Raw genomic sequence first — 25,589 nt, 5'->3', positions numbered from 1 at the left:
TGGGCGGGTCTCCAAGAAAGGCCTGCATTAGATGAGCACCTGGTACATCCTCGATGCGATGAACCGCATCATCGCCGCGGGCGGCGACTGGAACGCCTTCGCCGCCGAGAACGACACCCCCAGCGCCGCGGTCGAGAACATCGTCGGGCGCAGTCTCGAGGAATACGTCTCGGGGCTCGAAACGCAGCTCTACCTCTCGTCGCTGTTCCAGCTGTGCCGCGAGGCGGAGACGGCGCACGCGTTTCTCTACCGCTGCGACGCCCCCTGGATGGCGCGGCTGTTCCAGATGCGCGTCGAGCCGGGCGACAACCCCGGAGAGCTGCGCGTGATCCACGAGCTGATCCGCAGCCGCGAGGCGCGCGACGAGGGCTCGAAGGAGGTCGAACTGGCCGCCGCCGGGGGCGCGCCGCGCTGCTCGATCTGCAACGCGATCAAGCTGGGCGACGCCTGGCACGACGTCTACGCGCGGCCCGAGCGGAAGTTCTTCGTCTCCGGCTACGCGCTCTGCCCCTCCTGCTCGGCCCACGACAGCCTGCACCAGGGCGACAAGCTGCTGCGGATCTTCGACGCCGCGCCCTCCGCCTCGCAGGACTGACGCCTCCGGGGCCGCGCGGGGCGCCCGGAGACGCCCCCGCGCGGCGCCCGACGCGGCTTGGCCGTCGAGCGGATGCGGACGTCGGCCGAGGCCAGCGCCGTCGGTCGTGACGACCGCCCCGCAACCTTCCTCCCCCGCCTCGCACGCGCTCGGCGCCTCCGCCCCTGGCGGGGCGCGCCAACAGGACACGGGGCCGGCCGACCGCGGCGCGGCCCTTCGTCTTGCAATCCCCGCCCTGCCCGGGGCTTAATCCAGGTCTGCGGCCTGGAGCCCCGATGCTCATCTACCTGCCCATCGCCGAAGTCTCCGTGAACGCGCTCCTGATCCTGGGGCTCGGCGGGGTGATCGGCGTGCTCTCGGGCCTGTTCGGGGTGGGGGGCGGCTTCCTGATGACCCCGCTGCTGATGCTGATCGGCATCCCGCCGGCCGTCGCGGTGGCGACTGGGGCGAACCAGATCTGCGCCTCCTCCTTCTCGGGCGCGCTGGCGCACTGGCGGCGCGGCACGCTCGACACCCGCATGGGGCTGATCCTGCTGGCGGGCGGCGTCGGCGGCTCCTTCCTCGGCGTCTGGGTGTTCGAGCTGCTGAGCCGCGTGGGCCAGGTCGAGCTGATGGTCTCGCTCACCTACGTGCTGTTCCTGGGCGTGGTCGGCGCGCTGATGTTCGTCGAGAGCCTGCGCGCCCTGCTGCGCGCCCGCTCGGGCGCCGCGCCGCGGATCCCCAAGCGCAAGCGGACGCTGGCCCACAAGCTGCCGCTGAAGATGCGCTTCCCGGTCTCGCATCTCTACATCTCGATCATCCCGCCGGCGCTGATCGGGGCGCTGGTGGGGTTCCTCTCGGCGATCATGGGGGTCGGCGGCGGCTTCATCATGGTGCCGGCGATGATCTACCTGCTGGGGATGCCGACCTCGGTGGTGGTGGGGACCTCGCTGTTCCAGATCATGTTCGTCACCGCGGTGACGACGCTGCTGCACGCCACCCAGACCTTCACCGTCGACATGCTGCTGGCGCTGCTGCTGCTGGTCGGCGGCGTGGTCGGCGCCCAGGTCGGCGCGCGGCTGGGGATGCGCCTGCGGGCCGAGCAGCTGCGCATCCTGCTGGCGCTGATCGTGCTGGCGGTGTGCCTGAAGATCGCCCTCGACCTGGTGGTCGAGCCGTCGGAGCTGTTCAGCCTCGCCCCCGCGAGCGCGCCGTGAACCGGCGGCCCCGCCTCCTCCGCCTCCTCCGCCGCCTCGCGGCCGCGCTGCTGGCGGTTCTGCTGGCGGGCGCGCCCGCCCTCGCGCAGGCGCCGGCCGACCCGCCGCTGCGCACCGCGCAGGAGGCGGTGCGCCCCGGCGCCCCCGATCCCGCCCCCTCCTCCGCCCCGCGCACCGCCCCCGGCGAGGCGCCCGCGGGCGACCAGCCCGGCGAGGCCGCCCCCGGCCAGAGCGGCCCGGACGCCACCGCCGGCGGCGGCCAGGTGGTGATCCTGCCCGAGGGGCGCGACTCGCCCCCCCAGACCCCCGACGACGACGAGCGGGTGGTGGCCGCCCTCTCCCACAACCAGGTCTCGATCACCACGACCTACGCGGGATCGGAGATCTTCGTCTTCGGCGCGGTGAAGCGCTCGCGCCCCGCGCGGCCGGTGCAGCCGGACGTGATCGTCACCATCTCCGGCCCCGCCGGCCCGGTGACCGTGCGCCGCAAGGAGCGCGCCTTCGGCGTCTGGGCCAACCGCGACGCCACCGTGATCGACGCGGCCCCCGCCTTCTACGCCGTCGCCTCCACCGGCCCGCTGGACGAGATCCTGTCGGCGACCGAGAACCTGCGCCACCGCATCAGCCTCGACCTCCAGGTCCGCGCCATCGGCGCCGCGGCCGAGGTCGCCGACCCCGAGGCCTTCCGCCAGGCCGCCATCCGCCTGCGGGAGGAGCGGGGCCTCTACGTCGAGGCGCCGATCGAGGTGGACGTGATCGAGGACACGCTCTTCGCGACCCACGTGGCCCTGCCCGCCAACATCGTCGAGGGCGATTACGTGGCCCGGGTCTTCCTGCTCCACGACCGGAAGGTGCTGGACGTGCAGGAGAGCATCGTGGGCGTGCGCAAGGTGGGGCTGGAGCGCTGGCTCTACGCCCTCTCGCGCGAGCGGCCGCTGGTCTACGGCCTGCTGGCGCTGGCGGTGGCGCTGGCGGCGGGCTGGGGCGCGTCGGAGGCGTTCCGCGCCCTGCGGCGATGAGCTCGCGCCCCGCCGAGATGACGCCGCCGACGGCGACGGGCCACAGTGCGCGCGAGACGAATCGAGGAGAGCCGATGTCCGACCCCAACCCGTTCGAGGGCCGCGCCCTGCCGCCCGCCGCCGCCACCCTGGGCCACCGCTTCGTGTCCTTCGACCGCGAGGCGATGACCCTGAGCCTGGGCTTCGAGGCGCGCGAGGCGTTCGTGAACCCGCTGGGCGTGGTGCAGGGCGGCTTCCTCGCCGCGATGATCGACGACACGATGGGCCCGCTGGTGATGGCGCTGACCGGCCGCCCCGGCGGGACCATCGACCTCAACGTCCAGTACCTGCGCGGCGTCCAGCCCGGCCCGGTGACGGCGACCGCCCGGGTCACCCGCATGGGCCGCTCGGTCGTGTTCCTGGAGGGGGACCTGGTCGACTCCGAGGGGCGGATGAGCGTGCGCGCCACCTCCAGCTTCTTCCTGCGGAGCTGAGCGCGCGCCCCTCGCGGGGGAGCCTCGCGAGGCGGGCTCGCTCCGGGCGGCCTCGCCCGGGGGGGAGCCGCGCGCGGGGGCCCCGGCCCGGCCCGGCGAGGGCGCGGACCGGCTGGCCGGGTCAGGCGCCGGCGGCGAGGTCCGGCGGCGCCATCCGCCCGCCGCGCCCGGCCCGGCGCAGGACCGGCCAGGGCGCGCTCCACCCGCGCAGGGCGGCGCCCGGCGCCAGCGGCGGGGCGAGGCGGGACCAGCGCGGCCCCAGCCCCTCCGGCGCGCCGGCCGCGCGCAGGGCCTCGATCGACCAGGCGGCCCGCTCGCGCAGGATCGCGCGGTGCAGGTCCATGGCGCCGGGACGCTCGTAGAAGCTCCAGTGACAGACCCGCGGCGCCGCGCCGGCCAGCGGCGCGCCGCGGGCGCGGGCCCAATCGGCGAACTCGGGCCGGTCGAGCTGCAGGTCGATCCAGTCCGCCCGCCGCGCCCCCAGCCCCGCCCGCCCCAGCGCCTGACGCCTGCGCCCGGCGAGGCGCGGCGCCGCGGCCTCGAACAGCGCGTCGTAGGGATCGTTGTGGCGGGCGGCGATGTGGAAGACCTGCGGGCCGCGCCCGCCCCCGGCCTCGCCCGCCGTCATCGCCGCGCGGGCGAGGGAGGCGTCCTCGGCCGCGCCCAGCAGCAGCACCCGGCCCAGCGCCGGGCGGGCCCGCGGATCGGCCAGCGCCCCCAGCGCCAGCCGCGCGCCCAGCGAATGGGCGAAGAGGTCGATCTCCAGGTCCGGGCGCAGGGCGGCCAGGTGGACGACCAGCGCCGCCAGCCGCTCCGCCGCCGCGCCGGCGCGCTCGTAGACCTCGGCGAAGCCGTTGCGCCCGTGCCGCGCGAAGCTGGGCCCATGCGCCGCCCAGGCGTCCCAGCCGAACCCGATGCAGAGCCCGTCGGCGGGATCGAGCCGGGAGAACCCCAGCGCCGCCGGCCAGTCGGGCCCGCCCGTCGCCCGCCCCGGCAGGCCGAACAGCCAGTCGTGAGGGTCGCGGACGGGATCGAAGGGGCGGTACTTGTAGCCATGCACCAGGATCGCGACCGGCGCGTGCGGCGGAACCGCCGCCAGGCCTGCGTCGAGCGCCCCCGGCCGGCCGCGCGCATCCCGGACCAGGAGCTCCTCAGCCCTCGCCGTGACGTGCATCAGCGTCATGTCGGGATCCTGCTCGGCCGGGTGCGGACTGATCGCCGCGTTGCCGGCCGGATACAGGCAGTGTGCAACACCCCGGTTTCCGTTTCGTGACCGATGCGCGACGCAGCGCGCGCCGCCCCCTGCGGGCGCGCAACGCCCCGGCCGGAACCGGCAGGTTTCACACTGAAAGATTGTGGACCGAAGGATCGCCCTTGACGCCCCTCCCCGCAGGGCCTAGGCCGTGAGCGTGGCGATTTGGCAGACCGGATTGCGGGCCACGTTAAAGAAACCGCTAAAGAGGTCGGGCGACGCCGCACGCACCGCGCCCCCGATTTCCGATCACCGGTCGGGGCAGTCGGCAAGGGGCCGGGCGGGACGCCCGGAATATGCATGACCGAACTCGACAAGACCAAGCGGGCGCTCTCGCCCCGCACCAACCTCGTTCACGCCGGAACCTGGCGCAGCCAGCATGGCGAGATGTCCGAGGCGCTGTTCCTCACCCAGGGCTTCGTCTACGACACCGCCGCCGCCGCCGAGGCGCGCTTCCTGGGCGAGGACGAGGGCTTCATCTACGCCCGCTACGGCAACCCGACCGTGCGCATGTTCGAAGAGCGGATGATGGCCCTGGAGGGGGCCGAGGACGCCTTCGCCACCGCCTCGGGCATGGCCGCGGTGAACGCCGCCCTGTTCAGCCAGCTCAAGGCCGGCGACCACGTGGTGGCGGCCAAGGCGCTGTTCGGCTCCTGCCTCTACATCCTCGAGACGCTGCTGCCCCGCTTCGGGGTGGAGGTGACGCTGGTCGAGGGCACGGACCCCGACGCCTGGCGCGCCGCCCTGCGCCCGACGACCAGGGTGGCCTTCCTCGAAAGCCCCTCGAACCCGACTCTGGAGCTGATCGACATCGCCGAGGTGGCCGAGATCGTGCACTCGGTCGGCGCCCGGCTGGTGATCGACAACGTCTTCGCGACCCCGATGTTCCAGCGCCCGCTGGAGCTGGGGGCGGACGTGGTCCTCTACTCCGCCACCAAGCACATCGACGGTCAGGGCCGCTGCCTGGGCGGCATCGTGCTGGGCTCGGAAGAGTTCATCCGCAAGGAGCTCGAGGGCTACATGCGCCACACCGGCGGCGCGATGAGCCCGTTCAACGCCTGGGTGATGCTCAAGGGGCTCGAGACGCTGGACCTGCGCTGCCGGGCCCAGGCCGAGACGGCGGCCTTCCTCGCCGACCGGCTGGCCGCGCACCCCCGCGTGACCCGCGTCCTCTACCCCGGCCGCGCCGACCACCCGCAGCATGAGCTGGCGAAGCGCCAGATGAGCTCGGGCGGGACGATGGTCGCCTTCGAGATCGAGGGCGGGCAGGAGGCGGCCTACCGCGTGCAGGACGCGCTGGAGATCATCAAGATCTCCAACAACCTGGGCGACGCGAAGAGCATCATCACCCACCCCTCGACCACCACCCACCAGCGCCTGAGCGAGGAGCAGCGCCAGGCCCTGGGCATCTCCCGCGGGCTGATCCGCCTGTCCTGCGGCCTGGAGGCGCCCGAGGACCTCGCCGCCGACCTCGACCAGGCGCTGCGCCGGAACTGAGCCGGGGCGCGACGCAGGCCGACCGAGAACGCCCCGGGCCCCCGCCCGGGGCGGTTCGCGTTCGGGGGGCGGGACCGGGAGCGGCGCGCGGCATGGCGCATGGTGCAGGGTGCAGGGTGCAGGGTGCATGGCGCATGGCGCATGGCGCATTGAAATGCGCCCTACGGGGCCTCCGGCTCGACGCGGAGCGCTCTGCGCGGGACGACGGGCGGCGCGGCTCGCCGCCGACCCGCCCGGAGCACGGCCGGGGACGCATTCGCGGGGCGCGCGTCGGGGCGCGTTGACAGGCGGGGGGGCGCGGGCGATGCAGTTTCCCGATGCCGGATCTGCGCGCCGCCCTCCACCTGATCGGCCTGCTGGTCGCCGCCCTGGGCGCGACCATGGCGGCGCCGATGCTGGCCGACGTCGTCGAGGACGACCCGAACTGGCGCGCCTTCGGGCTGGCGGGCTTCATCTCGGTCCTCGCCGGCGCCCTCCTCGCGGCCTCGGGCGGGTCGGACCGCAAGGCGCTCTCGGTGCAGGAGACGTTCCTGCTCACCACCCTGTGCTGGCTGCTGCTGCCGGTCTTCGGCGCCCTGCCCTTCGTGCTCGGCGCCCCCGACGCCACCCTGACCGACGCCTATTTCGAGGCGATGTCGGGCATGACCACCACCGGCTCGACCGTCTTCGTGGGGCTCGACGACATGCCCCGCGGCGTCCTGCTGTGGCGGGGGATGCTGCAGTGGTTCGGGGGCGTGGGCATCGTGGTGATGGCGATGGCCTTCCTGCCGGCGCTGCGCGTCGGCGGCATGCAGATCTTCCGCTCCGAGGCCTTCGACACCTTCGGCAAGATCCTGCCGCGGGCGGGCGAGATCGCCATGTCGATCTCCTGGGTCTACGCGGGCCTGACGCTGCTGTGCATCCTCGCCTACGCCGCCTGCGGGATGAGCGTCTTCGACGCCGTGGTGCACGCGATGACCACCATCTCCACGGGCGGCTTCGCCAACTACGACGCCTCGCTGGGGCACTTCTCGGGCGTGGTGGAATACGTCTCGTCGCTGTTCATGATGCTCGCCTCCCTGCCCTTCGTGCGGCTGGTGCAGCTCGCCTCGGGCGAGGCGCGCCCGATCTGGCGCGATCCCCAGGTGCGCGGCTTCATGGCGGTGATCTTCGGCTTCGCGGGGGCGGTCCTGCTCTACCGGATGCTGACCGATCCCGTCCCCCACGCCTGGGGGTTCGAGCAGCACCTGCGCGAGACGCTGTTCAACACCGTCTCGATCCTGACCGGCACAGGCTACGCGTCGGAGAACTACAACGAATGGGGGCCCTTCGCGGCGGCCGCCTTCTTCCTGATGGGGCTGGTGGGGGGCTGCGCCGGCTCGACCTGCTGCTCGGTGAAGATCTTCCGCTACCAGATCCTGCTGGCGGCCATCGCCAGCCAGGTGCGCCGCATCCACTCCCCCCATGGGGTGTTCCAGACCCGCTGGGCGGGGCGGCCGGTGGACGAGGAGGTGATCTCCTCGGTGATGAGCTTCCTGTTCCTGTTCTTCATGACGCTGGCGGTGCTGGCGGTGGCGCTGGGGATGCTGGGGCACGACATCGTCACCTCCGTCTCGGGGGCGGCGACGGCGCTGGCGAACGTGGGCCCCGGCCTCGGCCCGATCATCGGCCCGGCGGGCAACTTCGCCCCGCTCTCGGACGCGGCGAAGTGGATCCTCGCGCTGGGGATGCTGCTGGGCCGGCTGGAGCTGATGGCCGTCTACGTGATGCTGACCGCGGCCTTCTGGCGGAACTGAGCGGCCCCGCCCCCTATCGCCGGGGCGCCTCCATGAACTCGGTCTCGTCGGGGGGCAGCTGGAAGCGCCCATGCTCCCAGTCGCCGGCGCGCCAGGCCTCCTTCGCCTCCTCGATCCGCTCCTTCGAGGAGGCCACGAAGTTCCACCAGATGTAGCGCGGCCCGTTCAGCGTCGCGCCCCCCAGCAGGATCAGCCGCGAGGGCGCGACCGCCTTCACCGAGATCCGGTCGCCGGGCCGGAAGATCATCATCCGTCCCGCCTCGAACCGCTGCCCCGCGATCTCCACCTCGCCGGAGACGACGTAGATCCCGCGGTCCTCATGCTCCGCATCGAACGGCAGAACCGCGCCCGCATCGAGCTGCGCATCGGCGTAGACCGTCTCGGAGAAGGTCGAGACAGGCGCCCGCTCCCCCCATCCCGAACCCAGGATCAGCCGCACCCGCTTGCCCTCCGCCTCCAGGAACGGCAGGTCCGCCTTGGCGGCATGCTCGAAGCCGGGGTCGATGTCCTCCTGCGCGTCGGGCAACGCCACCCAGGTCTGGATGCCGAAGAGGTCCGAGGGGCGGGAGCGCGCCGCCTCCCCCGTCCGCTCCGAATGCGTCACGCCGCGCCCGGCGATCATCCAGTTCACCGCGCCCTCGGTGATCTCGGCCGAGGTGCCCAAGGAGTCGCGGTGGTGCATGGACCCCGAGAACAGGTAGGTCACCGTCGCCAGCCCGATATGCGGATGCGGGCGCACGTCGATGCCCTGCCCGGTCAGGAACTCGGCCGGGCCGACCTGGTCGAAGAAGATGAAGGGCCCGACCATCTGCCGCTTCGGCGCCGGCAGCGCCCGGCGCACCTCGAAGCCGCCGAGGTCGCGGGAGCGGGGGACGATCACCGTCTCGATCCGGTCGACGGCGTCTCCGGTCGGGCAGTCGGGGTCGAGCGCGGGGTTCCAGGACATCGGCGGGCCTCCCTGTCAGGTTCCCCGCCACCCTAGCGCACCTCGTCCGCGCGTCGCGCGCCTTGCGTGCGGCGGCGAGAACCTCGACAGCCGCCCCCCGGCGTGGCCTTGTGCGGACAAACGCCCCCCGACGCAGGATCCCCGCCCCATGTCCCTCGACCAGCTCCGTCGCCATACCGCCGTCGACCTGCGCGCCATGCTGATCGGGAAGGAGATCTCGGCCGTCGAGCTGATGCAGGCCGTCCTCGCCGCGGCCGAGCGCCTTCAGCCCTCCCACAACGCCTTCATCACGCTGGCGCCCGAGGCGGCCCTCGCCGGCGCGAAGGCGGCCGACGAGGCGCTGGCCCGCGGCGACGAACCCGGCCTGCTGCACGGCCTGCCCTGCGGGGTGAAGGACATCGTGAACACGGCGGGGATGCGCACCACCTTCGGCTCGCTGCTCCACGCCGACAACGTGCCCGCGCAGGACGCCGTCGCCGCCGCCCGCCTGCGCGCCGCCGGCGCGGTGATCTTCGGCAAGACCACCACGCCCGAGTTCGGCGCCAAGTGTCTGACCGACGCCCCCCTTTTCGGCAAGACCCCCAACGCCTGGAGCCTGGAGCATTCCTCGGGCGGCTCCTCCGGCGGTTCGGCCGTCGCCGCCGCGCTGGGCATCGGTCCGATCGCGGTCGCGACCGACGGCGGGGGCTCGACCCGCATCCCCGCGGCCTGCAACGGCGTGGTGGGGCTGAAGCAGAGCCTCGGCGCCATCGCCCACAGCCAGGTTCCCGACGCCTTCGGCAACTACACCTACGTGACCCCGATGACCCGCGACGTCGCCTCGACCGCGCTGATGTTCCAGGCGATGGCGGGCGAGCATCCCTCCGACCCCTGGTCCGTGGGCGTGCCGGTCCTCGACTATGTCTCGGCGGCCCGCCCCGAGGGCGACCTGAAGGGCAAGCGGATGCTGTTCTGCGCCGCCCCTCCCGGCAAGCCGATCTCGGCGGCGATGCAGGCGGCCTTCGACGCCTCGCTGGCCCGGCTGGCGGACCTCGGGGCCGAGTTGATCCCCTTCGACGGCGAGGGGCTGGACGTCGAGCCGATCTGGCGGGCGATCAACCACACCACCTGGCGCGCCCGCTTCGGCCCGATGGCCGAAAAGGACGGGGACCGCATGACCCCCTCCCTGCTGAGCCAGCTGGCGCTCGCCCAGGACGTGGCGGGGGTGGACTACCAGCAAGCGATGTTCGACCGCGCGACGCTGTTCCGCCGGGTGCAGGACCTGTTCGAGGGGGCCGACTTCCTGGTCACCCCCACCGTCTCCCGCGTCGCGCCGGGCATCGAACAGGACCTGTTCGACCCGCTCGAGATCGACGGGATCGAGTACCCCGACATGCGCCCCAACTTCTTCCCCTGGTGCATGCCCTTCAACCTGACCGGCCATCCCGCGATCAGCCTGCCCTGCGGCTTCTCCCCCGAGGGCCTGCCCCTCGGCCTCCAGATCGTCGGCCATTTCCGCCGCGACGCCCACCTGCTGCGCGCGGCCGCCCTGTTCGAGGCCGCCACGGGCCTGCTCGACCGCTGGCCCGAGGCCGCCTTCGCCTGAGGCGGCCTCAGAAGGCCGAGCCCAGCCCGAACGCCTCCGCCAGCAGCACGACGTTCAGCGACAGCACCACCGCCGCCCCGGCGCCGGCCAGGATCCGCAGGACCGGGCCGGCGGCATGTTCGCCCATGATCTCGCGGCGCGAGGTGAACCACAGCAGCGCCAGCATCGGGGCGGGCAGCGCGATCGACAGGACCACCTGGCTCATCACCAGCGCCTCGGTCGCGTTCACGCCCGCCGCCACCACCGCGAAGGCCGGGAGCATCGTCACCAGCCGCCGCGCCCAGATCGGCACATGCACCCGCAGGAACCCCTGCATGATCATCTGCCCCGCCATCGTCCCCACCGCCGAGGACGACAGCCCCGAGGCGATCAACGAGCACAGGAACACCCCCGCCGCCGCCGCGCCCAGCAGCGGCGTCAGGGTGTGATAGGCCGTCTCGATCTCGGCGACCTCCGCATGGCCCCGGTGGAAGGCCGAGGCCGCCATCATCACCATCGCCATGTTCACCAGCCCCGCCACCGAGAGCGCCGCGATCACCTCGATGTTGGAGAAGCGCAGCACCCGCGCCCGCTCCTGCGCCGTGCGAACCGTCACCCGCCGCTGGGTCAGGCCCGAATGCAGGTAGATCGCGTGCGGCATCACCGTCGCCCCGATGATCCCCACCGCGATGGTCAGCGCCGCCGCATCGGGCAGGCTGGGCGAGACCATGCCCAGGCCCGCCGCCGCCCAGTCCACCGGCGCGATCAGCATCTCGAGCAGGTAGCAGACCCCGATCACCCCCACGAGCGCCCCGATGGCGAGCTCCATCGGCCGGAAGCCCCGCCCCTCGAGCATCAGCAGCGCGTAGGTGGCGACCGCGGTGACGCCCATGCCCGCCAGCAGCGGCATCTCGAACAGCAGCGCCAGGCCGATCGCGCCGCCCAGGAATTCGGCGAGGTCGGTCGCCATCGCCGCCACCTCCGAGACCGCCCACATGATCCACACCAGCGGCCGGGGGAGGTGGTCGCGGCACAGCTCGGCGAGGTTCGATCCGGTCACGATCCCCACCCGCGCCGACAGCGCCTGGAACAGCATCGCGATCAGGTTGGCCAGCACCACCACCCACAGCAGCGAATAGCCGTAGCCGGCGCCCGCCTGGATGTTCGTCGCGTAGTTGCCGGGATCCATGTAGGCGACCGAGGCGATCACCGCCGGCCCCGCGAAGGCGAGCCAGGCCCGCGGCCCGCTCCGCCGCCCCGACAGGGCCGCGGCCATCGCCGCCTGCGCCCGACCCGTGACGCCGACCGCAGGCGCCCTGTCGGCCCCGCCGCCCGCCGGGCGCCTCGCCTCCGTCTCGCCGTCGATCCCGCTCATGCGCGTCGCCGCCTTCCCGGCCCCGGATGGGCCGCGCACAGCACGCTTGTCTTGCGAACAAGTTGCAAGTGGACGTCATGACGCTGCGCCGCGAGGTCGGCGGCGCGGTCGGGTCGGGCTGGACTGGAGGAGAGACTGGAGCGGGCAGCGGGAATCGAACCCGCAACAAGAGCTTGGAAGGCTCGTGTGATACCGTTTCACCATGCCCGCGAGCCGTCCGAGGGGTTATCTCCGCGCGCGTCCGGCGTCAACAGGCTCGCCGGCCTCAGGCGGAGGCGGCGTCGCGAGCCAGGCGGGCTCGCGCACGCCCTCGGGCGGGTCGGGGCGGACCTGGCCGCCCCGCGCGTCGCCCGCTCAGTCCGGCCCCGCCTTGCCGCCGTGGGCCGCGGACCACCCGTAAGGGTCGTTCAGGAAGGCCTCGACCGCGTCGAGGGTCTTGGCGTCGAAGCGGCGACCCAGGTGGTCGCCGGTGCGGGCCACCGCCAGCACGTCGCGCCAGGTGGTCAGCTGGTGCAGGGCGAGGCCATGGTCGGCCAGCTTGCCACGCGCATCGGGGAAGATGTCGTAGTAGAAGATCACCAGCGTGTCGGTGCACGCGGCCCCCGCCGCGCGCAGCGCGTCGGCGAACTTGAACTTCGAGCCGCCGTCGGTGGTCAGATCCTCGACCAGCAGGACGTTCGCGCCCTCCTCGAAATATCCCTCGATCTGGGCGCCGCGGCCGAAGCCCTTCGGCTTCTTGCGCACGTAGAGCATCGGCAGGCCCAGCCGCTCGGCGATCATCGCGGCCCAGGGGATGCCGGCGGTCTCTCCGCCCGCCACCGCGTCGAACTTCTCGAACCCGCCCGCGGTCAGCGCGCGGGCCGCGGCCATGTCCATCAGGGCCGAGCGCACGCGGGGGAAGGAGATCGGCTTGCGGCAGTCGACGTAGACCGGCGCGGCGAGGCCCGAGGTGAAGATGAAGGGCTCGTCGGCGCGGAAGTTGACCGCCTCGATCTCCAGCAGCATGCGCGCGGCGAGGGGGGCGACCGTCTCCGGGTCTTGGAAGGCGAGGCTCATGGGGCGGGCTCCTGCGCGGGCGGCTGCGGTCCGGCGCCGGCGCGGCGCCGGCGGCTGTCTCCTGCCGGCGCGGCGCCGGCTGGAGACCCGATTACAGGCTTGCCGGGATCGAGGGAAGCGGACGCCTCAGCGCGGCGCGGGCGCCTCGGCGATCTCGGTCCGCTCGGCCACGGTCAGCAGGTGGGCGCGCATCGCGGCCGCCGCCGCCTCGCCGTCGCCGCTGGCGATGGCGTCGATCACCGCGTCGTGGTCGCTGGCGCTGTGCGGACCGGCGAAGTCGCGCCAGTCCGCCGCCTCGACCGCGTCGCGCCAGGTCGAGGCGGCGCGGGCGGCGTCGAGCGCGTCGAAGGCGGCCAGCAGGCCGGGGTTGGCGGCGGCGAGCGCGATCTGGCGATGCACGGCCCCGCCCCACAGCTCGGCCGCGTCCACGTCCCCGGCCGCGATCTCGCGCTGGGCGCAGAGCCGCATCCGGCGCAGGTCCTCGGGGCGCGCGCGCAGGGCGGCGAGGGCGGCGAGCTCAGGTTCCAGCCGCAGGCGCGCCTCCAGCAGGCCGCGCACCAGGTCCAGGGCGGGTTCGCGATGGGCGGGCAGGTTCACGAACAGCGCGTCGGCGCGGTTGCGCCAGACCTGGCCCTCGGCCTCCAGCACCTCCAGCGCGCGGCGCAGGGCCCGGCGGCCGACGCCGAGCTGGCGGGCGAGGGCGGCTTCGGAGGGCAGGCGGCCGTCCGGCCGCTCCACGCCCGCGGCCAGAAGCGCGCGCAGGGCGACCAGCGCCCGGCCGGAATGCGTCGGCTCGCCCCCGGCATGCGTGATGGTCACCGCCGCGCCCCTCTCTTCGGCCCCTCGCGCGCGAGTCGCGCGCGTGCGGCGAAGGATTGGCCAGAACCGGAGCGGCGCGAAACAGCGTGTTCACGAAATCGTCAATCGCGCGTTTGATTGTGACGATGAAGCAACGTTCATTTATGAGGCGGAACCGAAACGCCGCCTTCTGAGCGCCCCTGAGCAGGCTCCCCCGCCGTCTCCGCCGCCGGGATCTTCGCCGGCCCAGCGGTCGCCGCGTTCGCGCCCGGGGGCCGCGCCGCCCCCCAATCCGCCCCCATCGCTCCAGGTTTCCGATCCGGCACGCGCGCCGGATCGACCGAGGCGGTCCGCGCCGCGCCCGTCCAGCCGCCGGTTCCGAAGAACGCATCGACAGGCGCATCCGGCCGGGGCGCGCCCGCGGCGGCGCCGGCGATCAGCGTCGCCGCCAGCGCCGCGGCGCAGGGCGTTGGGCGCAGACCGGGCATGGCAGGCCTTCCTCCGCACGAGTCGTCCTGCGGCCCGAAGGTGACGGCCAAACCTTTGCGCGGGGTTTACGCGGCCCCCGCCCTCACCGCGCCCCCGCGGCGAAGGCCCGGCACAGCGCCGCCACGGCGCAGGAGGCGAGCCGCGCCTTGGGCCCGTCGGCGCGCGAGGTCAGCACGATCGGCGCCCGCGCCCCCATCACCACGCCCGCGGCCTCGGCATGGGCGATGTAGCTGAGCTCCTTGGCGATCATGTTGCCGGCGTCGAGGTTCGGGGCGATCAGCACCTCCGCCTGCCCGGCCACGAGGCTCTTGATCCCCTTGGTGCGCGCGGCCCCCAGGTCCACGGCGTTGTCCATCGCCAGCGGCCCGTCCACCAGCCCCCCGGTGATCTGCCCCCGCTCGGCCATCTTCGACAGCAGCGCCGCGTCGACCGAGGAGGGGATCGCCGGGTTCACCACCTCGACCGCCGAGAGCACGCCGACCTTGGGCAGCTCGATCCCGATGGCGCGGGCCACGTCGATGGCGTTGCGAACGATGTCGGCCTTGGTCTCGAGATCCGGGGCGATGTTGATCGCGGCGTCCGAGATCAGAAGCGGATGCGGCAGGCCCGGCACGTCCATCACGAAGACATGGGTCAGCCGCCGCCCCGCCCGCAGGCCCCGGTCGCGGTCCAGCACGGCGCGCAGCAGGTCGTCGGTGTGCAGCGCGCCCTTCATCAGGGTCGAGGCCCGCCCCTCGCGCACCAGCATCGACGCGGTCTCGGCGGCCTGGGCGTGGCCCATCGCCTCGACCACCTCGAACCCGTCGAGCGAGGCGCCCAGCGCCTGCGCCGCCGCCGCGATCTTCGCGGGATCGCCCACCAGGATCGGCGTCGCCAGTCCCGCCGCCGCCGCCTCCAGCGCCCCGCCGAGCGACACCGCGTCCTCCGGCGCCGCCACCGCCATGGTCACCGGGCCAAGCGCGCGGGCCTCGGCGATCAGGCGGTCGAAATGCAGGTGGCGCTGGACGACGAGGCCCGGGATCTCCTCGTCGGCGAAGCTCATCTTGCGCTCGGGCGCGCGCACCACCGCCTCGCCGCCCATCAGGGCCACGCCGTCCTCGACCCGGTCGACCTCGACCCGCAGGCGGATGCGGTTCCCGGCCTCCTTGGCGATCACCTCGGCGCGGGCGACCAGCTGGTCGCCGGCCTGCGCCACGCCCATCCAGCGGATCGACAGCTCCTCCATCGCGACGCCCGGCCCCGGCAGCTTCCAGCCCAGCAGGCCCGAGATCAGCGAGGCCACCCACATCTGCGGCGCCTGCGCCTCGTTCACCCCGTCGCCGTCGCCGTCCCGGTCGGCGAGGTGCATCGGGTTGTGGTTGCCCGAGCAATGGGCGAAGGCGAACAGGTCGTCGGCCGCGCACAGGCGCGGCATCTCGGCCCGGTCGCCGACCCGGATCTCGTCGTAGGTGCGGTTCTCGTGCATGGGGGGCTTCCTCTGGGGACGGTGCGCCGCAACATCTAATTGGCCGGGCGCAACGGTTCCTTGACCCGGATCAACGCCGCCCCGGATCGCCGGCGCGCGCGCCGCCCGCTCAGCCGCAGTTGGCGCCGGGGAACAGCCGGATCAGGTTCGACAGCCGCTCGGCCCCGCTGCGGTCGAGGAAGCCGCAGGAGTAGGAGGCGCCCAGCTTGCCCTCGGGGCCCTTGGCGCCGGTCCGCTCGCAGAAATCGTAGCTGCCCATGTCGAGGTTCATCGCCATCACCGGCGCATGCAGCCGCGCCAGCTCCTCGGCCGCGGCGTGCAGGGTCAGGGCGCGCGCCCCGCTCTGCCAGATCGCCAGGGCGCCGTCGGCGGTCTGGAACAGGATCCGGCGGATCGCCAGCGGCGCGTCGTCCACCGGGCGCAGGTCCAGCGCCCCATCGCGGATCAGCAGATGCGACTGCAGGGCGGAGGCGCCGGCCGCCCGCGCCGCGGCCACGAAGGCGCGCCGTCCCTCGAGCCCGGTCAGGTCATGGGTCGCGCCCGCCACCTCCGCGGCCGGCGCGGCGGCGATGCGGGCCTGGCCGTCGGCCTCGACCACCAGCACTCCGTCCATGCGCCCGAACTCGAGGCTCACCGCCTCGCCCCGGTGCAGGAACAGGCCCACGGGCTTGGGCTTGGTCTCGTCGCGCTTGTCGGTGGCGGTGTAGGCGCCGGTGACGGTCAGCGCGTTGGTCTCGGCGTCGAGCGCCGAGGCCTCCTCCGGCATCAGCAGCAGGTCGAGCGCGCCGGGCCCCTGGCAGGCCGCGGCCAGCACCCCCTCGCCCGAGGGCGCGGCCCCGCCCGCCGCCGACAGCGGCGCGGCCAACGCCAGAACGGCGAGGGCGCAAAGCCCTCGCCGCATTCGATTTGCAGACGTCGACCGGCGGACCGGAAGCGGGTCGGACATGCTCAGCCGGGGCTCATTCCACGCAGGCGCTCGGACCGGCGGCGCAGGATCTCGAGCGTCGCCAGCAGGATCACGGACATGGTCACCAGAAGGGTGGCCACCGCCAGAATGGTCGGGCTGATCTGCTCGCGCAAGCCGGTGAACATCTGCCAGGGCAAGGTTTTCTGCCCCGCGGAGCCGAGGAACAGAACCACCACCACCTCGTCGAAGGAGGTGATGAAGGCGAACAGCCCGCCCGAGATCACGCCCGGCAGGATCAGCGGCATCTGCACCTTGAAGAAGGTGCGCACCGGCCCCGCCCCCATGTTCGCCGCCGCCCGGGTCAGCGAGCGGTCGAAGCCCACCAGCGTCGCGGTCACGGTGATGATCACGAAGGGCACGCCCAGCGCGGCATGCGCCAGCACCACGCCCCAGTAGGTCCCCTGCAGGCCGATGCGGGAGTAGAAGAAATACATCCCCGCCGCCGAGATGATCAGCGGCACGATCATCGGCGAGATCAGGATCGCCATGATCGCGCCCCGGAACGGCGTCTTGCCCGAGCTGAGCCCGATGGCCGCCAGCGTGCCGAGCGAGACCGACAGCAGCGTCGCCGCCGGCGCGATGGCCAGCGAGTTCGACAGCGGCGACAGCCACGGCCCCTCGACGCCCGCCAGCCGGCCGATGACGGCGCCGACGACGGCGCCCACCAGCGTCAGCACCACCAGCTTCACGGCGCGCCCGCCGCTCAGCCAGGTCAGGCCGCCGACCAGGATCGCGCCGACGAGGCCCAGGACCCACCAGCCGGATTCCCAGTTCTCGCCGGTGACCTTCAGGAAGTCGCGGTAGTGCTCCAGCGAATAGGCGTCCGCCTCCAGCGCCAGCATGCCGGGGGTGAAGGTGAAGTACGGCAGCGCGTTGAAGCTGAGCGGGATGATGATCAGGATCGGGAAGATCAGGAAGAAGAAGATCAACCCGCAGATCACGCGGAACGTGTAGTACCAGATCCGCTGACCCGTGCTCGCGTAAGGCTGAAGCGCCATGGTCTCGTCCTCCTCAGCCCAGCTTCACGTTGTCGATGCCCACGATCTTGTCGTAGAGCCAGTAGAGTCCCAGCACCAGGATCAGCAGCATCGAGCCGAGCGCCGCCGCCAGGCCCCAGTTCAGCGAGCTGGAGATGTGGAAGGCGATGCGGTTCGAGATGAAGGTGCCGTCGGTGCCGCCCACCAGTTCGGGCGTGATGTAGTAGCCGATGGCCAGGATGAAGACGAGGATCGCCCCCGCGCCGATGCCCGGCACCGACTGCGGGAAGTACACCCGCCAGAAGGCCGTCCAGTCCGTCGCGCCCAGCGATTTCGCGGCGCGCAGGTAGCTGGGCGGGATCGTCTTCATCACCGAATAGAGCGGCAGCACCATGAAGGGCAGCAGGATGTGGGTCATCGCGATGACCGTGCCCAGCTGGTTGTTGATCATCACCAGGCGCCCGTCGTCCGAGATCAATCCGATGAAGACCAGCATGTCGTTGATCACCCCCTGCTCCTGCAGCAGCACCTTCCACGCGGAGGTGCGCACCAGCAGCGAGGTCCAGAACGGCAGCAGCACCAGGATCATCAGCAGGTTCGCGGTGCGCGCGGGCAGGTTCGCCAGGATCCAGGCGACCGGATAGCCCAGCAGCAGCGTCGTCACGGTGATCGTCACCGACAGGATGATCGTGCGCCAGAACAGCTTGACGTAGATCCGCTCGAACTCCGGCGCCTGCTCCACCCCGTCGGGGGTCAGGCGCATGTCGGCGGCCTGAAGGAAATAGCCCCAGGTGTAGCGGGGGGCGAAGGTCTTGATGATCTCCCAGGACTCGACGTCGCCCCAGTCCTTGTCGATGTCGATGATCTGCGGCTTGATCGGCTGCGTCTCGTCGATGCGCCCCAGGCGCCGCTCGTTCGTCTTGCGGAACAGCGACGACATCCCCGAGGCTTCGTAGTTCAGGCGCGAGCCGAGGCGCGTGTGCAGCTTCGCGTCGGTGGCCGCCAGCATGTCCTGGTAGAAGGCCTTGAACACCGGCTCGTCGGGCACGCCGGTCGCGGGGTCCCAGTCCTCCAGCGCCTCGACGGTCAACGGCAGGGTCTCGGCGACGATCTCGTTCTCGACCGAGCGGAACAGCATGTCCGCGATGGGCGCGATGAATGAGAGCAGCACGAACGCCAGCAGCGGGGCCACCAGCAGGAAGGCGCGCAGGCGGGCGCGACGCTCGGACCTGCGGATCGAGGCCTTCAGCGGCGTGCCGTCGGCGGCGAGAAGCTGGCCGGATCTGCTCCGGTTCTCGTCCGGGGCGAACTCCTCGTTCGCGGTCGCCTCTGCCATGCGTATCCCCTCGCAGCGTCGGTCATGTGGGTCGAGAACTGGAACGGGCGGGCCGCGGGCGGCCCGCCCGATGGTCGTCAGGCGCGTCCGCCCCGGGGCCGGTCAGGCCCCGGGGCGTCGCGAAGCCTCAGCGCAGCAGCCAGGCCTGGAACTTGGCGTCCAGGTCGTCGCGATAGTCCGCCCACCACTCGTAGTTGTAGAGGAAGGTGTTCTTCGCGTTGGCCGGATCGGTCGGCATGTGCGGGGCCATGGCGATGCCCAGCTCCTCATGCTCGCCGACCAGCGGGGCCGACGAGGCGCGCGCCGGGCCGTAGGAGATGTACTTGGCCTGGTCCGCCAGACGCTGGGTGTCGGTGGCGTAGTTCAGGAAGTGCATCACGCGGGCCTTGCGCTCCTCGGACAGGCCGGTCGGAACGATCCAGCCGTCGAGGTCGAACACCTGCGCGTCCCACATCATGGCGACGGGCTGCTTCTGCTCCTCGATCAGGGCGAACAGGCGGCCGTTGTAGGTGGAGCCCATCACGACCTCGCCGTCGGCGAGCAGCTGCGGCGTCTCGGCGCCGGCCGACCACCACACGACGTTGTCCTTGATCTCGTCGAGCTTGGCGAAGGCCTTGGCCTGGCCTTCCTCGGTCTCGAGCACGTCGTAGACGTCCTCCTTGGCGACGCCCGCGCAGAGCAGCGCCCACTCCATGTTGTTGATCGGACGCTTCTCCAGGCTGCGCTTGCCGGGGAAGTTCTCCAGATCGAACACGTCGCAGATGTCGTCGGGGGCCTTGCCGTTCCACTCGGCGACGTCGGTGCGGTAGCCGAAGGTGGTCGAGTAGACGATCTGCGGAATGAAGCACTCCGACACGATCATGTCGCCGAAGTCCTCGGAGGCCGAGGTCCCGTCAGGCGCGGAGGCGAGCTCGGAGTCGAAGTCGATCTCCTCGGCCAGGCCCTCGTCGCACAGACGGATCGCGTCCGAGGCGACCACGTCGACCAGGTCCCAGGTGATGTTGCCGGCCTCGGCCATGGCGCGCAGCTTGGCGACGGCCTCGTTCGAGGACTCGTCCCACACGAACTCGACGCCGGTCTCCGCGGCGTAGGGCTCGGAATAGGCCTTCTGCTGCGAGTTCTGGTAGGCGCCGCCCCAGGACACGACGGTCATCGAATCGGCGCAGCCTTCGCAGGCGGGCAGCTCGTCGGCGGCGAAAGCCGCGCCGGACGCCGCCGCGGCGGCGATCCCCGCGCCGGCCATCATCAGCTTGAGCTTGAGGCTCATGTTGAGGTTCTCCCAGTTGCAATGCCCGAGATTCTCTCTCGCGGCGCGCCTTCGGGCAGGCGGGCGCGCCTTCCCCGCGCTCAGGCCGCGTCGAGCGCGCGGCAGTCGTCGGCGGCCCAGGACAGGTTCGTCTGCTCGCCGACCGAGAGGGTCGCATGGCGAGAGGCGTTGGGAACCTTGACCACGAACTCGGGGTTGCCCAGGACCTCCATCCGCACGCGGATATGGTCTCCGAGGTAGATCAATTCCTTGACCGTTCCAGGCACGCCCCACTCGCCGGGGTTGGCGATCGAGACCCGCTCCGGGCGCAGGCTCAGCCGCGTGGGCTCGCCCACGCCGCCGCAGTTCACCGCCAGCGCGGTCGAGGTGGTGCCGTCCTTGTAGCGCACCTTCACGTAGTCGCCGTCGCGCTCGTCCACGATCGCGTCCAGCGTGTTGTTCTCGCCGATGAACTGGGCGACGAAGCTGTTCTCCGGCCGCTCGTAGAGGTCGGGCGGCGGGGCGAGCTGCTGGATCTTGCCGTCGTTGAACACCGCGATGCGGTCGGACATCGTCAGCGCCTCGGACTGGTCGTGGGTCACGTAGACCACCGTCACGCCCAGCTGCTCGTGGATGTGCTTGATCTCGAACTGCATCTGCTCGCGCAGCTGCTTGTCGAGCGCGCCCAGCGGCTCGTCCATCAGCACCAGCTCGGGGTCGAAGACCAGCGCGCGCGCCACGGCGATGCGCTGCTGCTGGCCGCCCGAGAGCTGGGCGGGCCGACGGCCGCCGAACTCGCCCATCTGCACCATGTCGAGCGCGCGCTTCACCCGCGTCTCGATCTCGTCGCGGCCCAGCTTGCGCACCTGCAGCGGGAACGCGAGGTTCTCGGCCACGGTCATGTGCGGGAAGAGCGCGTAGTTCTGGAACACCATCCCGATGCCCCGCTTGTGCGGCGGGACCGAGTTGATCGGCTTGCCGTCGAGGCGGATGTCGCCGTGCGTGGCGGTCTCGAAACCGGCCAGCATCATCAGGCAGGTGGTCTTTCCGGAGCCCGACGGGCCCAGCATGGTCAGGAACTCGCCCTTGCCGATGCCGAGGTTCAGGTCTTTGACGACGAGGGTCTCGCCATCATAGCTCTTCTGCACGCGATCGAACTCGACGAAGGCGTCGTTGCTGTCGTTCATGCGTATTCCCTGTCGCTTGCGGCGGTCTCCACTGACGGGCCCCTTTGCCGGCTCCCCAAGCTAAACATGCGCCTGCCGCGGCGCACAACCCCGCCTCCGGCTATTTTCTCGCGGAAAGCGACTCTCGCCTCGCGCGGCCGCCGTATTCATCATTGCGGCGCGACATGAACGAAAAAGCATTTATGTTCAAATGAGTTCGCCGCCGTCGTTTATGGTCGCACACCCGTCGAGACGATTGACGCACGCCCCGATCGGCGCGATTCTGTTTGCGTTGCAGCGGAGGTGGAATGGATCGTCTGAGCGAGATGGAGGCCTTCGTGCGGGTCGTGGACCTCGGCGGATTCACCGACGCCGCGCGCAAGATGGGCCTTTCGAAATCGGCGGTGTCCAAGCATGTCGCCTCGCTGGAGGACCGGCTGGGCGCGCGCCTGCTCAACCGCACCACCCGCCGCGTCAGCCCGACCGAGATCGGGCTGGCCTTCTACGACCGCGCGATCCGCGTCCTGGCCGAGGCCGAGGAGGCCGACGCCATGGTCTCCACCATGCAGGACACCCCGCGCGGGGAGCTGCGGATCTCGGCGCCCTTCTCCTTCGGGATCCGGGCGCTGGCGCCGGCGATCTCGGATTTCCTGAAGAAATACCCGGACATATCGGTCCACATGGTGCTCGACGACCGCTTCGTCGAGCTGGTGGCCGAGGGGTTCGACCTCGCGATCCGCATCGGCGACCTGCCGGATTCCTCGATGCGCGCGCGCAAGCTCGCCGACGCGCAGGCCCTGGTGGTGGCGAGCCCGGCCTACCTCGAGGCCCACGGCACGCCGACCTCGGTGCAGGACCTCGCCTCCCACAACCTGCTGCACTACTCGAACCTCAGCTCCGGCAACGTCTGGCGCCTGTCGGGCCCCGGCGGGCAGGAGCGGCAGGTGCGCGCGGTGGGCCGGCTGACGATCAACAACGGCGACGCGCTGCGCCAGGCCGCGCTCGACGGGCTGGGCATCGCCTTCCTGCCGGACTTCATCGTCGACGACGCGATCACCACCGGCCAGCTGGTCGAGCTGGTGCCCGAATCCCGCCGCCCCCCGCTGGGCGTCTACGCGGTGTACCCCCAGGGCCGGTTCCCGCAGCCCAAGCTGCGCGCCTTCATCGACCACATGGTCGAGGCGCTGAAGGAATCCTGCGCGACCGAGCGCAGCCGCGCCGCCGAGTAGGCCCCGCGCCGCACCCGTCCCGGAACGAGACAGGCCCCGCGCTTCCGCGGGGCCTGTCTCGTTTCGGCGCCGGCGCGGCGGCGGCTCAGACGTGCTGGCCGCCGTTGATCTCGATCTCGACGCCGGTGACGTAGGAGCTTTCGGCCGTGCACAGGTAGTAGATCGTGCGCGCCACCTCCTCGGGCTTGCCCAGGCGGCGCAGGGGGATGGTCTCGGCCATCTTCTCGGTGCCGGGGCTCAGGATCGCGGTCTCGATCTCGCCCGGCGCGATGGCGTTCACGCGCACGCCCAGCGGGCCGAAGTCATGCGCCATCTCCCGCGTCAGCCCCGCCAGCGCCGCCTTCGAGGTGGCGTAGGCCGCGCCGGCAAAGGGATGCACGCGGGCGCCCGCGATCGAGGTCACGTTGACGATCGCGCCCTGGGCGGCGGCGAGCTCCGCGCGCAGGCCGCGGGCCAGCACCACGGGGGCGAAGAAGTTGACGTGAAACACCTTTCCCCAGTCCCGCAGGTCCGTGGTCAGGGTGTTCAGCCGCTCCCCCTGCGGGCCTTTCGGCGAGATGCCGGCGTTGTTCACCAGCGCCTCCAGCCGCCCGTTGGTCAGGCGGGAGCGGATCTGCTCGACCGCGTCCATGGTGGACTGCGGATCGGCGAGGTCGAGCTGGATGTGATCCTCCTCGCCCATCTCCCACGGACAGTCCTCCGGGAAGGGATGGCGCGAGCAGGTGATCACCCGCCATCCGGCGGAGGCGAAGCGCTTCACGGTGGCGTGGCCGATCCCGCGCGAGGCGCCGGTCAGCAGCAGGGTCTTGCGGTCGGGCATGTCGATCGGGCTCCCGGGGCCGAGTCGGCCCCTGCATGTCTCGGGCCGATCACGCAGGCGCCGCGCCGCCGATGCAACCCCTGCCGGGGCCGACGCGGCGGCGCGTCGCCGGCGCGGGGACCGGAACGCCGCGGCCGGGGCCGCGGCGGATGAACGGGGCGGCCGCTCCCACGCCCGGCCGCAGGGGCCCGGGCGCCGGGGGCGACGCTTACGGGTTGAGGCGGCGCACGGTCCAGGTCTTCGCGTCCGGCCCCTCGCGGCGCCACTGGAAGCGGTCGTGCAGGCGATGGGCGCCGTCGGCCCAGAACTCCATCTCCACCGGGCGCACCCGGAAGCCGCCCCAGAACGGCGGGCGGGGCGGGTTCAGCGGATGGCGGGCGGCGACCTTGGCGACCTCGGCCATCAGGTGGGCGCGCGACTTCAGCGGGCGCGACTGCTCCGAGGCCCAGGCGCCCAGCCGCGACTGGATCCCGCGCGAGGCGTAGTAGGCGTCGGCCTGGGGCCCCTCCTCCTTCTCCACCACGCCGCGCACGCGCACCTGGCGGCGCAGGCTTTTCCAGTGCAGCAGCAGCGCGGCCTTGCCGGTGGCGGCGAGTTCCCCGCCCTTGGCCGAGCCGTAGTTGGTGTAGAAGACGAAGGCCCCGCCCGAGGGCGCGTCCACGCCCTCGATCTCCTTGAGCAGCACCATGCGGGCGTTCGGCATCCCATCGGCGTCGACGGTGGCCAGCGTCATCGCATTGCCGTCGTTGATCTCGGAGGCGAAGGCCTCCTCCAGCCAGCTCTGCGCCAGGCGGAAGGGATCGTCCCCGGCGAACTTGCCCTCGCGGACCTCGGTCTCCTCAAGGGTGAAGGGGCTGGAAGCGACGGGCGCGTCGGCGGGCATGGCGTTCTCCTCAGGCTGGCCCATAGGTCGCCCTCCGCCCGCCCCCCGTCAAGGCCGCCGCGCGCGCCCGGCCTCCGCGCAGGCGCCGCGTCCTCCGTCGCGCCCCGGGCCGCCCCCTCGCCCGCGGCGCGCACCAGCCGCCCGCCCGGCGCCCACGCCTCCCGCCGCGCCCGCGCGCTCCCTCCGCCCGCTCGCCCCCCGACCCGCCCCAGGCGCCCCGGCGCAACGCCCGCGGACCTCGCAAAGCGCCTGTTCTTCGGAGCCGTCTCTCGCTGATGCCGTAAAGAGCGACTCGCCCGTCGGGGTCCAGGATCGCGAAGCGACCCCGCGCTTGCGCGGGGCTTGTCCTTGACCCCGGCGGGCGAGTCGCTCAGGCATCTTCAGCGAGAGACGGATCCGAAGGACAGGCGCGGGCCCTGTTCTTTGGTGAGTCTTGAAGCGTCTGCCCCGCCGGCCTCAGACGACCGGCGTCCGCCCCGCCAGCACCTGCGCGAACTGCGCGCTGTCCACGTTCCCCCCCGTCAGGATCGCCGCGGCCTTCTTCCCCGCCAGCCGCTCCGACTCCGCCAGCAGCCCCGCCAGGCCCACCGCGCCGGCGCTCTCGGCCACGTTGTGGGTGTCGGCGAAGAGGGCGCGCATGGCCTCGGCCACCGCGTCCTCGCCGACCGTGATCACCCGCGCGGCGCCGCGCAGCAGGATCTCCAGCGCCTCGGGCGAGGGGGCGCGGCAGGCGACGCCGTCGGCGAAGGTGGGCGCGGTTCCGGTGCCTACGACCTTCCCGGCCGCGAAGCTCAGCGCATAGGCGGGGGCGGCCTCGGCGACCACGCCCACCACCTCGGTCTTCAGCCCGAGGCGGTCGCGCGTCTCGATCAGGCCGCAGCAGCCCGAGCCCATGCCCACGGGCACGTAGACCACGTCGAGGTCGGGGACGGCCGTGAACAGCTCCAGCGCATAGGTCGCCACGCCGCGGACCAGCAGCGGGTGGAAGGGGCCGATGGCGTGCAGCCCCTCGGCGGCCGCGACGCGCATCGCCTCGATGCGGGCGGCCTCGAAATCCTCGCCATGCTCGATCACCTCGGCGCCCCAGGCGCGCATGGCCGCGTTCTTCTCGACCGAGTTGCCGTGCGGGACCCAGACCTTGACCGGGATGCCGTGGCGGCGGGCGGCGAAGGGGATCGACTGGCCGTGGTTGCCGCGGGTCGCGGTGGCGATCCCCGGCGCGCCGCCGCCACGGGCGAGATCGTCGAGATAGACCAGCCCGCCGCGCACCTTGAAGGCGCCGGCGGGGGTGTGGTTCTCGTGCTTCAGCCAGACCTCGGTCCCCGCCCGCGCGCAGAGCAGCGGCCAGGCGTACTGCGGGGTCGGCGGCATGACGGCGTGAACCAGCGAGGCCGCGGCCTCGAGCTGCGCCAGGTCGAATAGGGCCATGGGGACGTCCTCGATCGCGATCCTGGCGCGGACCCTA

The 25,589-nt window shown here is 72.3% G+C and carries 22 protein-coding genes, 1 tRNA gene and 1 riboswitch; of the genes, 8 read left to right on the top strand and 15 right to left on the bottom strand.

Annotation, left to right across the window (positions count from 1 at the left end):
* Positions 1–31: 31 nt before the first annotated feature.
* From P2H44_RS17195 to P2H44_RS17180, 4 genes are all read left to right on the top strand, one after another.
* Positions 32–595, top strand: a complete 564-nt coding sequence (locus P2H44_RS17195; RefSeq protein WP_275765302.1) for a hypothetical protein — start codon at positions 32–34, stop codon at positions 593–595.
* A 275-nt stretch (positions 596–870) separates the two neighbouring features.
* Entirely contained in the window at positions 871–1,791 is a 921-nt protein-coding gene (locus P2H44_RS17190) for a sulfite exporter TauE/SafE family protein (protein WP_275765301.1), read from the top strand.
* Entirely contained in the window at positions 1,788–2,810 is a 1,023-nt protein-coding gene (locus tag P2H44_RS17185) for a TIGR02186 family protein (protein ID WP_345799005.1), read from the top strand. The genes P2H44_RS17190 and P2H44_RS17185 overlap by 4 nt, the downstream gene beginning before the upstream one ends.
* A 74-nt stretch (positions 2,811–2,884) precedes the next feature.
* Positions 2,885–3,283 carry a PaaI family thioesterase gene (locus P2H44_RS17180; protein WP_275765299.1) on the top strand — a complete coding sequence of 133 codons (399 nt, stop codon included), beginning with the start codon at positions 2,885–2,887 and terminating at the stop codon, positions 3,281–3,283.
* A 121-nt stretch (positions 3,284–3,404) separates the two neighbouring features.
* Here the strand turns inward: P2H44_RS17180 and P2H44_RS17175 are convergent, their stop codons facing one another.
* Entirely contained in the window at positions 3,405–4,466 is a 1,062-nt protein-coding gene (locus P2H44_RS17175; RefSeq protein WP_275765298.1) for a hypothetical protein, read from the bottom strand.
* A 216-nt stretch (positions 4,467–4,682) separates the two neighbouring features.
* A riboswitch (SAM riboswitch) is annotated at positions 4,683–4,762 on the top strand.
* A gap of 73 nt (positions 4,763–4,835) precedes the next feature.
* On the opposite strand from P2H44_RS17175, the gene metZ reads away from it, so the two are divergent.
* Together metZ and P2H44_RS17165 are read left to right on the top strand one after the other, a co-directional pair.
* The gene (gene metZ, locus P2H44_RS17170) at positions 4,836–6,032 is read left to right on the top strand and encodes an O-succinylhomoserine sulfhydrylase (RefSeq protein WP_275765297.1); all 1,197 of its coding nucleotides are present in this window, start codon (positions 4,836–4,838) and stop codon (positions 6,030–6,032) included.
* A 317-nt stretch (positions 6,033–6,349) separates the two neighbouring features.
* A complete protein-coding gene (locus tag P2H44_RS17165; protein ID WP_275765295.1) occupies positions 6,350–7,807 on the top strand; it encodes a TrkH family potassium uptake protein in 1,458 nt (485 codons plus the stop codon).
* 13 nt (positions 7,808–7,820) lie between these two features.
* On the opposite strand, the gene P2H44_RS17160 is transcribed toward P2H44_RS17165, so the two are convergent.
* On the bottom strand, positions 7,821–8,753 hold the full coding sequence (locus P2H44_RS17160) for a pirin family protein (protein WP_275765293.1): 933 nt from the start codon (positions 8,751–8,753) through the stop codon (positions 7,821–7,823).
* Between the two features lie 148 nt (positions 8,754–8,901).
* Between P2H44_RS17160 and P2H44_RS17155 the strand changes: the two genes are divergently transcribed.
* Positions 8,902–10,338 (top strand): amidase, encoded by a 1,437-nt coding sequence (locus P2H44_RS17155; protein ID WP_275765292.1) that lies wholly within the window; start codon positions 8,902–8,904, stop codon positions 10,336–10,338.
* Between the two features lie 7 nt (positions 10,339–10,345).
* Here the strand turns inward: P2H44_RS17155 and P2H44_RS17150 are convergent, their stop codons facing one another.
* From P2H44_RS17150 to P2H44_RS17105, 10 genes are all read right to left on the bottom strand, one after another.
* The gene (locus P2H44_RS17150) at positions 10,346–11,593 is read right to left on the bottom strand and encodes an Nramp family divalent metal transporter (RefSeq protein ID WP_275765680.1); all 1,248 of its coding nucleotides are present in this window, start codon (positions 11,591–11,593) and stop codon (positions 10,346–10,348) included.
* Between the two features lie 235 nt (positions 11,594–11,828).
* Positions 11,829–11,902 (bottom strand) — tRNA-Gly (locus P2H44_RS17145).
* Between the two features lie 144 nt (positions 11,903–12,046).
* Complete coding sequence (locus tag P2H44_RS17140) at positions 12,047–12,748, bottom strand: orotate phosphoribosyltransferase (protein WP_275765291.1); 702 nt, start codon at positions 12,746–12,748, stop codon at positions 12,047–12,049.
* 126 nt (positions 12,749–12,874) lie between these two features.
* Positions 12,875–13,567 carry a FadR/GntR family transcriptional regulator gene (locus tag P2H44_RS17135; protein ID WP_275765289.1) on the bottom strand — a complete coding sequence of 231 codons (693 nt, stop codon included), beginning with the start codon at positions 13,565–13,567 and terminating at the stop codon, positions 12,875–12,877.
* 550 nt (positions 13,568–14,117) lie between these two features.
* Positions 14,118–15,500 (bottom strand): bifunctional enoyl-CoA hydratase/phosphate acetyltransferase, encoded by a 1,383-nt coding sequence (locus P2H44_RS17130; protein ID WP_275765287.1) that lies wholly within the window; start codon positions 15,498–15,500, stop codon positions 14,118–14,120.
* Positions 15,501–15,609: 109 nt separating this feature from the next.
* Positions 15,610–16,401 (bottom strand): hypothetical protein, encoded by a 792-nt coding sequence (locus P2H44_RS17125; protein WP_275765285.1) that lies wholly within the window; start codon positions 16,399–16,401, stop codon positions 15,610–15,612.
* Between the two features lie 47 nt (positions 16,402–16,448).
* Complete coding sequence (locus P2H44_RS17120; protein ID WP_275765284.1) at positions 16,449–17,465, bottom strand: ABC transporter permease; 1,017 nt, start codon at positions 17,463–17,465, stop codon at positions 16,449–16,451.
* A gap of 13 nt (positions 17,466–17,478) precedes the next feature.
* Positions 17,479–18,780, bottom strand: coding sequence for an ABC transporter permease (locus P2H44_RS17115; RefSeq protein ID WP_275765283.1), 1,302 nt, complete (start codon positions 18,778–18,780; stop codon positions 17,479–17,481).
* A gap of 127 nt (positions 18,781–18,907) precedes the next feature.
* A complete protein-coding gene (locus P2H44_RS17110; protein ID WP_462976305.1) occupies positions 18,908–20,023 on the bottom strand; it encodes an extracellular solute-binding protein in 1,116 nt (371 codons plus the stop codon).
* A 104-nt stretch (positions 20,024–20,127) separates the two neighbouring features.
* Positions 20,128–21,213 (bottom strand): ABC transporter ATP-binding protein, encoded by a 1,086-nt coding sequence (locus P2H44_RS17105; protein ID WP_275765280.1) that lies wholly within the window; start codon positions 21,211–21,213, stop codon positions 20,128–20,130.
* Between the two features lie 287 nt (positions 21,214–21,500).
* On the opposite strand from P2H44_RS17105, the gene P2H44_RS17100 reads away from it, so the two are divergent.
* Complete coding sequence (locus P2H44_RS17100; protein ID WP_275765278.1) at positions 21,501–22,421, top strand: LysR family transcriptional regulator; 921 nt, start codon at positions 21,501–21,503, stop codon at positions 22,419–22,421.
* A gap of 85 nt (positions 22,422–22,506) precedes the next feature.
* Here the strand turns inward: P2H44_RS17100 and P2H44_RS17095 are convergent, their stop codons facing one another.
* The 3 genes from P2H44_RS17095 to P2H44_RS17085 all read right to left on the bottom strand — a co-directional run bounded on the left by P2H44_RS17095 (position 22,507) and on the right by P2H44_RS17085 (position 25,552).
* Positions 22,507–23,241: an SDR family NAD(P)-dependent oxidoreductase gene (locus P2H44_RS17095; protein ID WP_275765277.1), complete on the bottom strand. Its 735-nt coding sequence runs from the start codon at positions 23,239–23,241 to the stop codon at positions 22,507–22,509.
* A gap of 208 nt (positions 23,242–23,449) precedes the next feature.
* Positions 23,450–24,124, bottom strand: coding sequence for a pyridoxamine 5'-phosphate oxidase (pdxH, locus tag P2H44_RS17090; protein ID WP_275765276.1), 675 nt, complete (start codon positions 24,122–24,124; stop codon positions 23,450–23,452).
* A gap of 456 nt (positions 24,125–24,580) precedes the next feature.
* Positions 24,581–25,552, bottom strand: a complete 972-nt coding sequence (locus P2H44_RS17085; RefSeq protein ID WP_275765275.1) for a threonine dehydratase — start codon at positions 25,550–25,552, stop codon at positions 24,581–24,583.
* Positions 25,553–25,589: the final 37 nt, after the last annotated feature.

Origin of the sequence: Albimonas marina, from assembly GCF_029223255.1 — a bacterium.
Classification (GTDB): domain Bacteria; phylum Pseudomonadota; class Alphaproteobacteria; order Rhodobacterales; family Rhodobacteraceae; genus Albimonas.
Note: the sequence above shows the minus strand (reverse complement) of the source record. Positions and strands in the feature narration are given on the sequence as shown.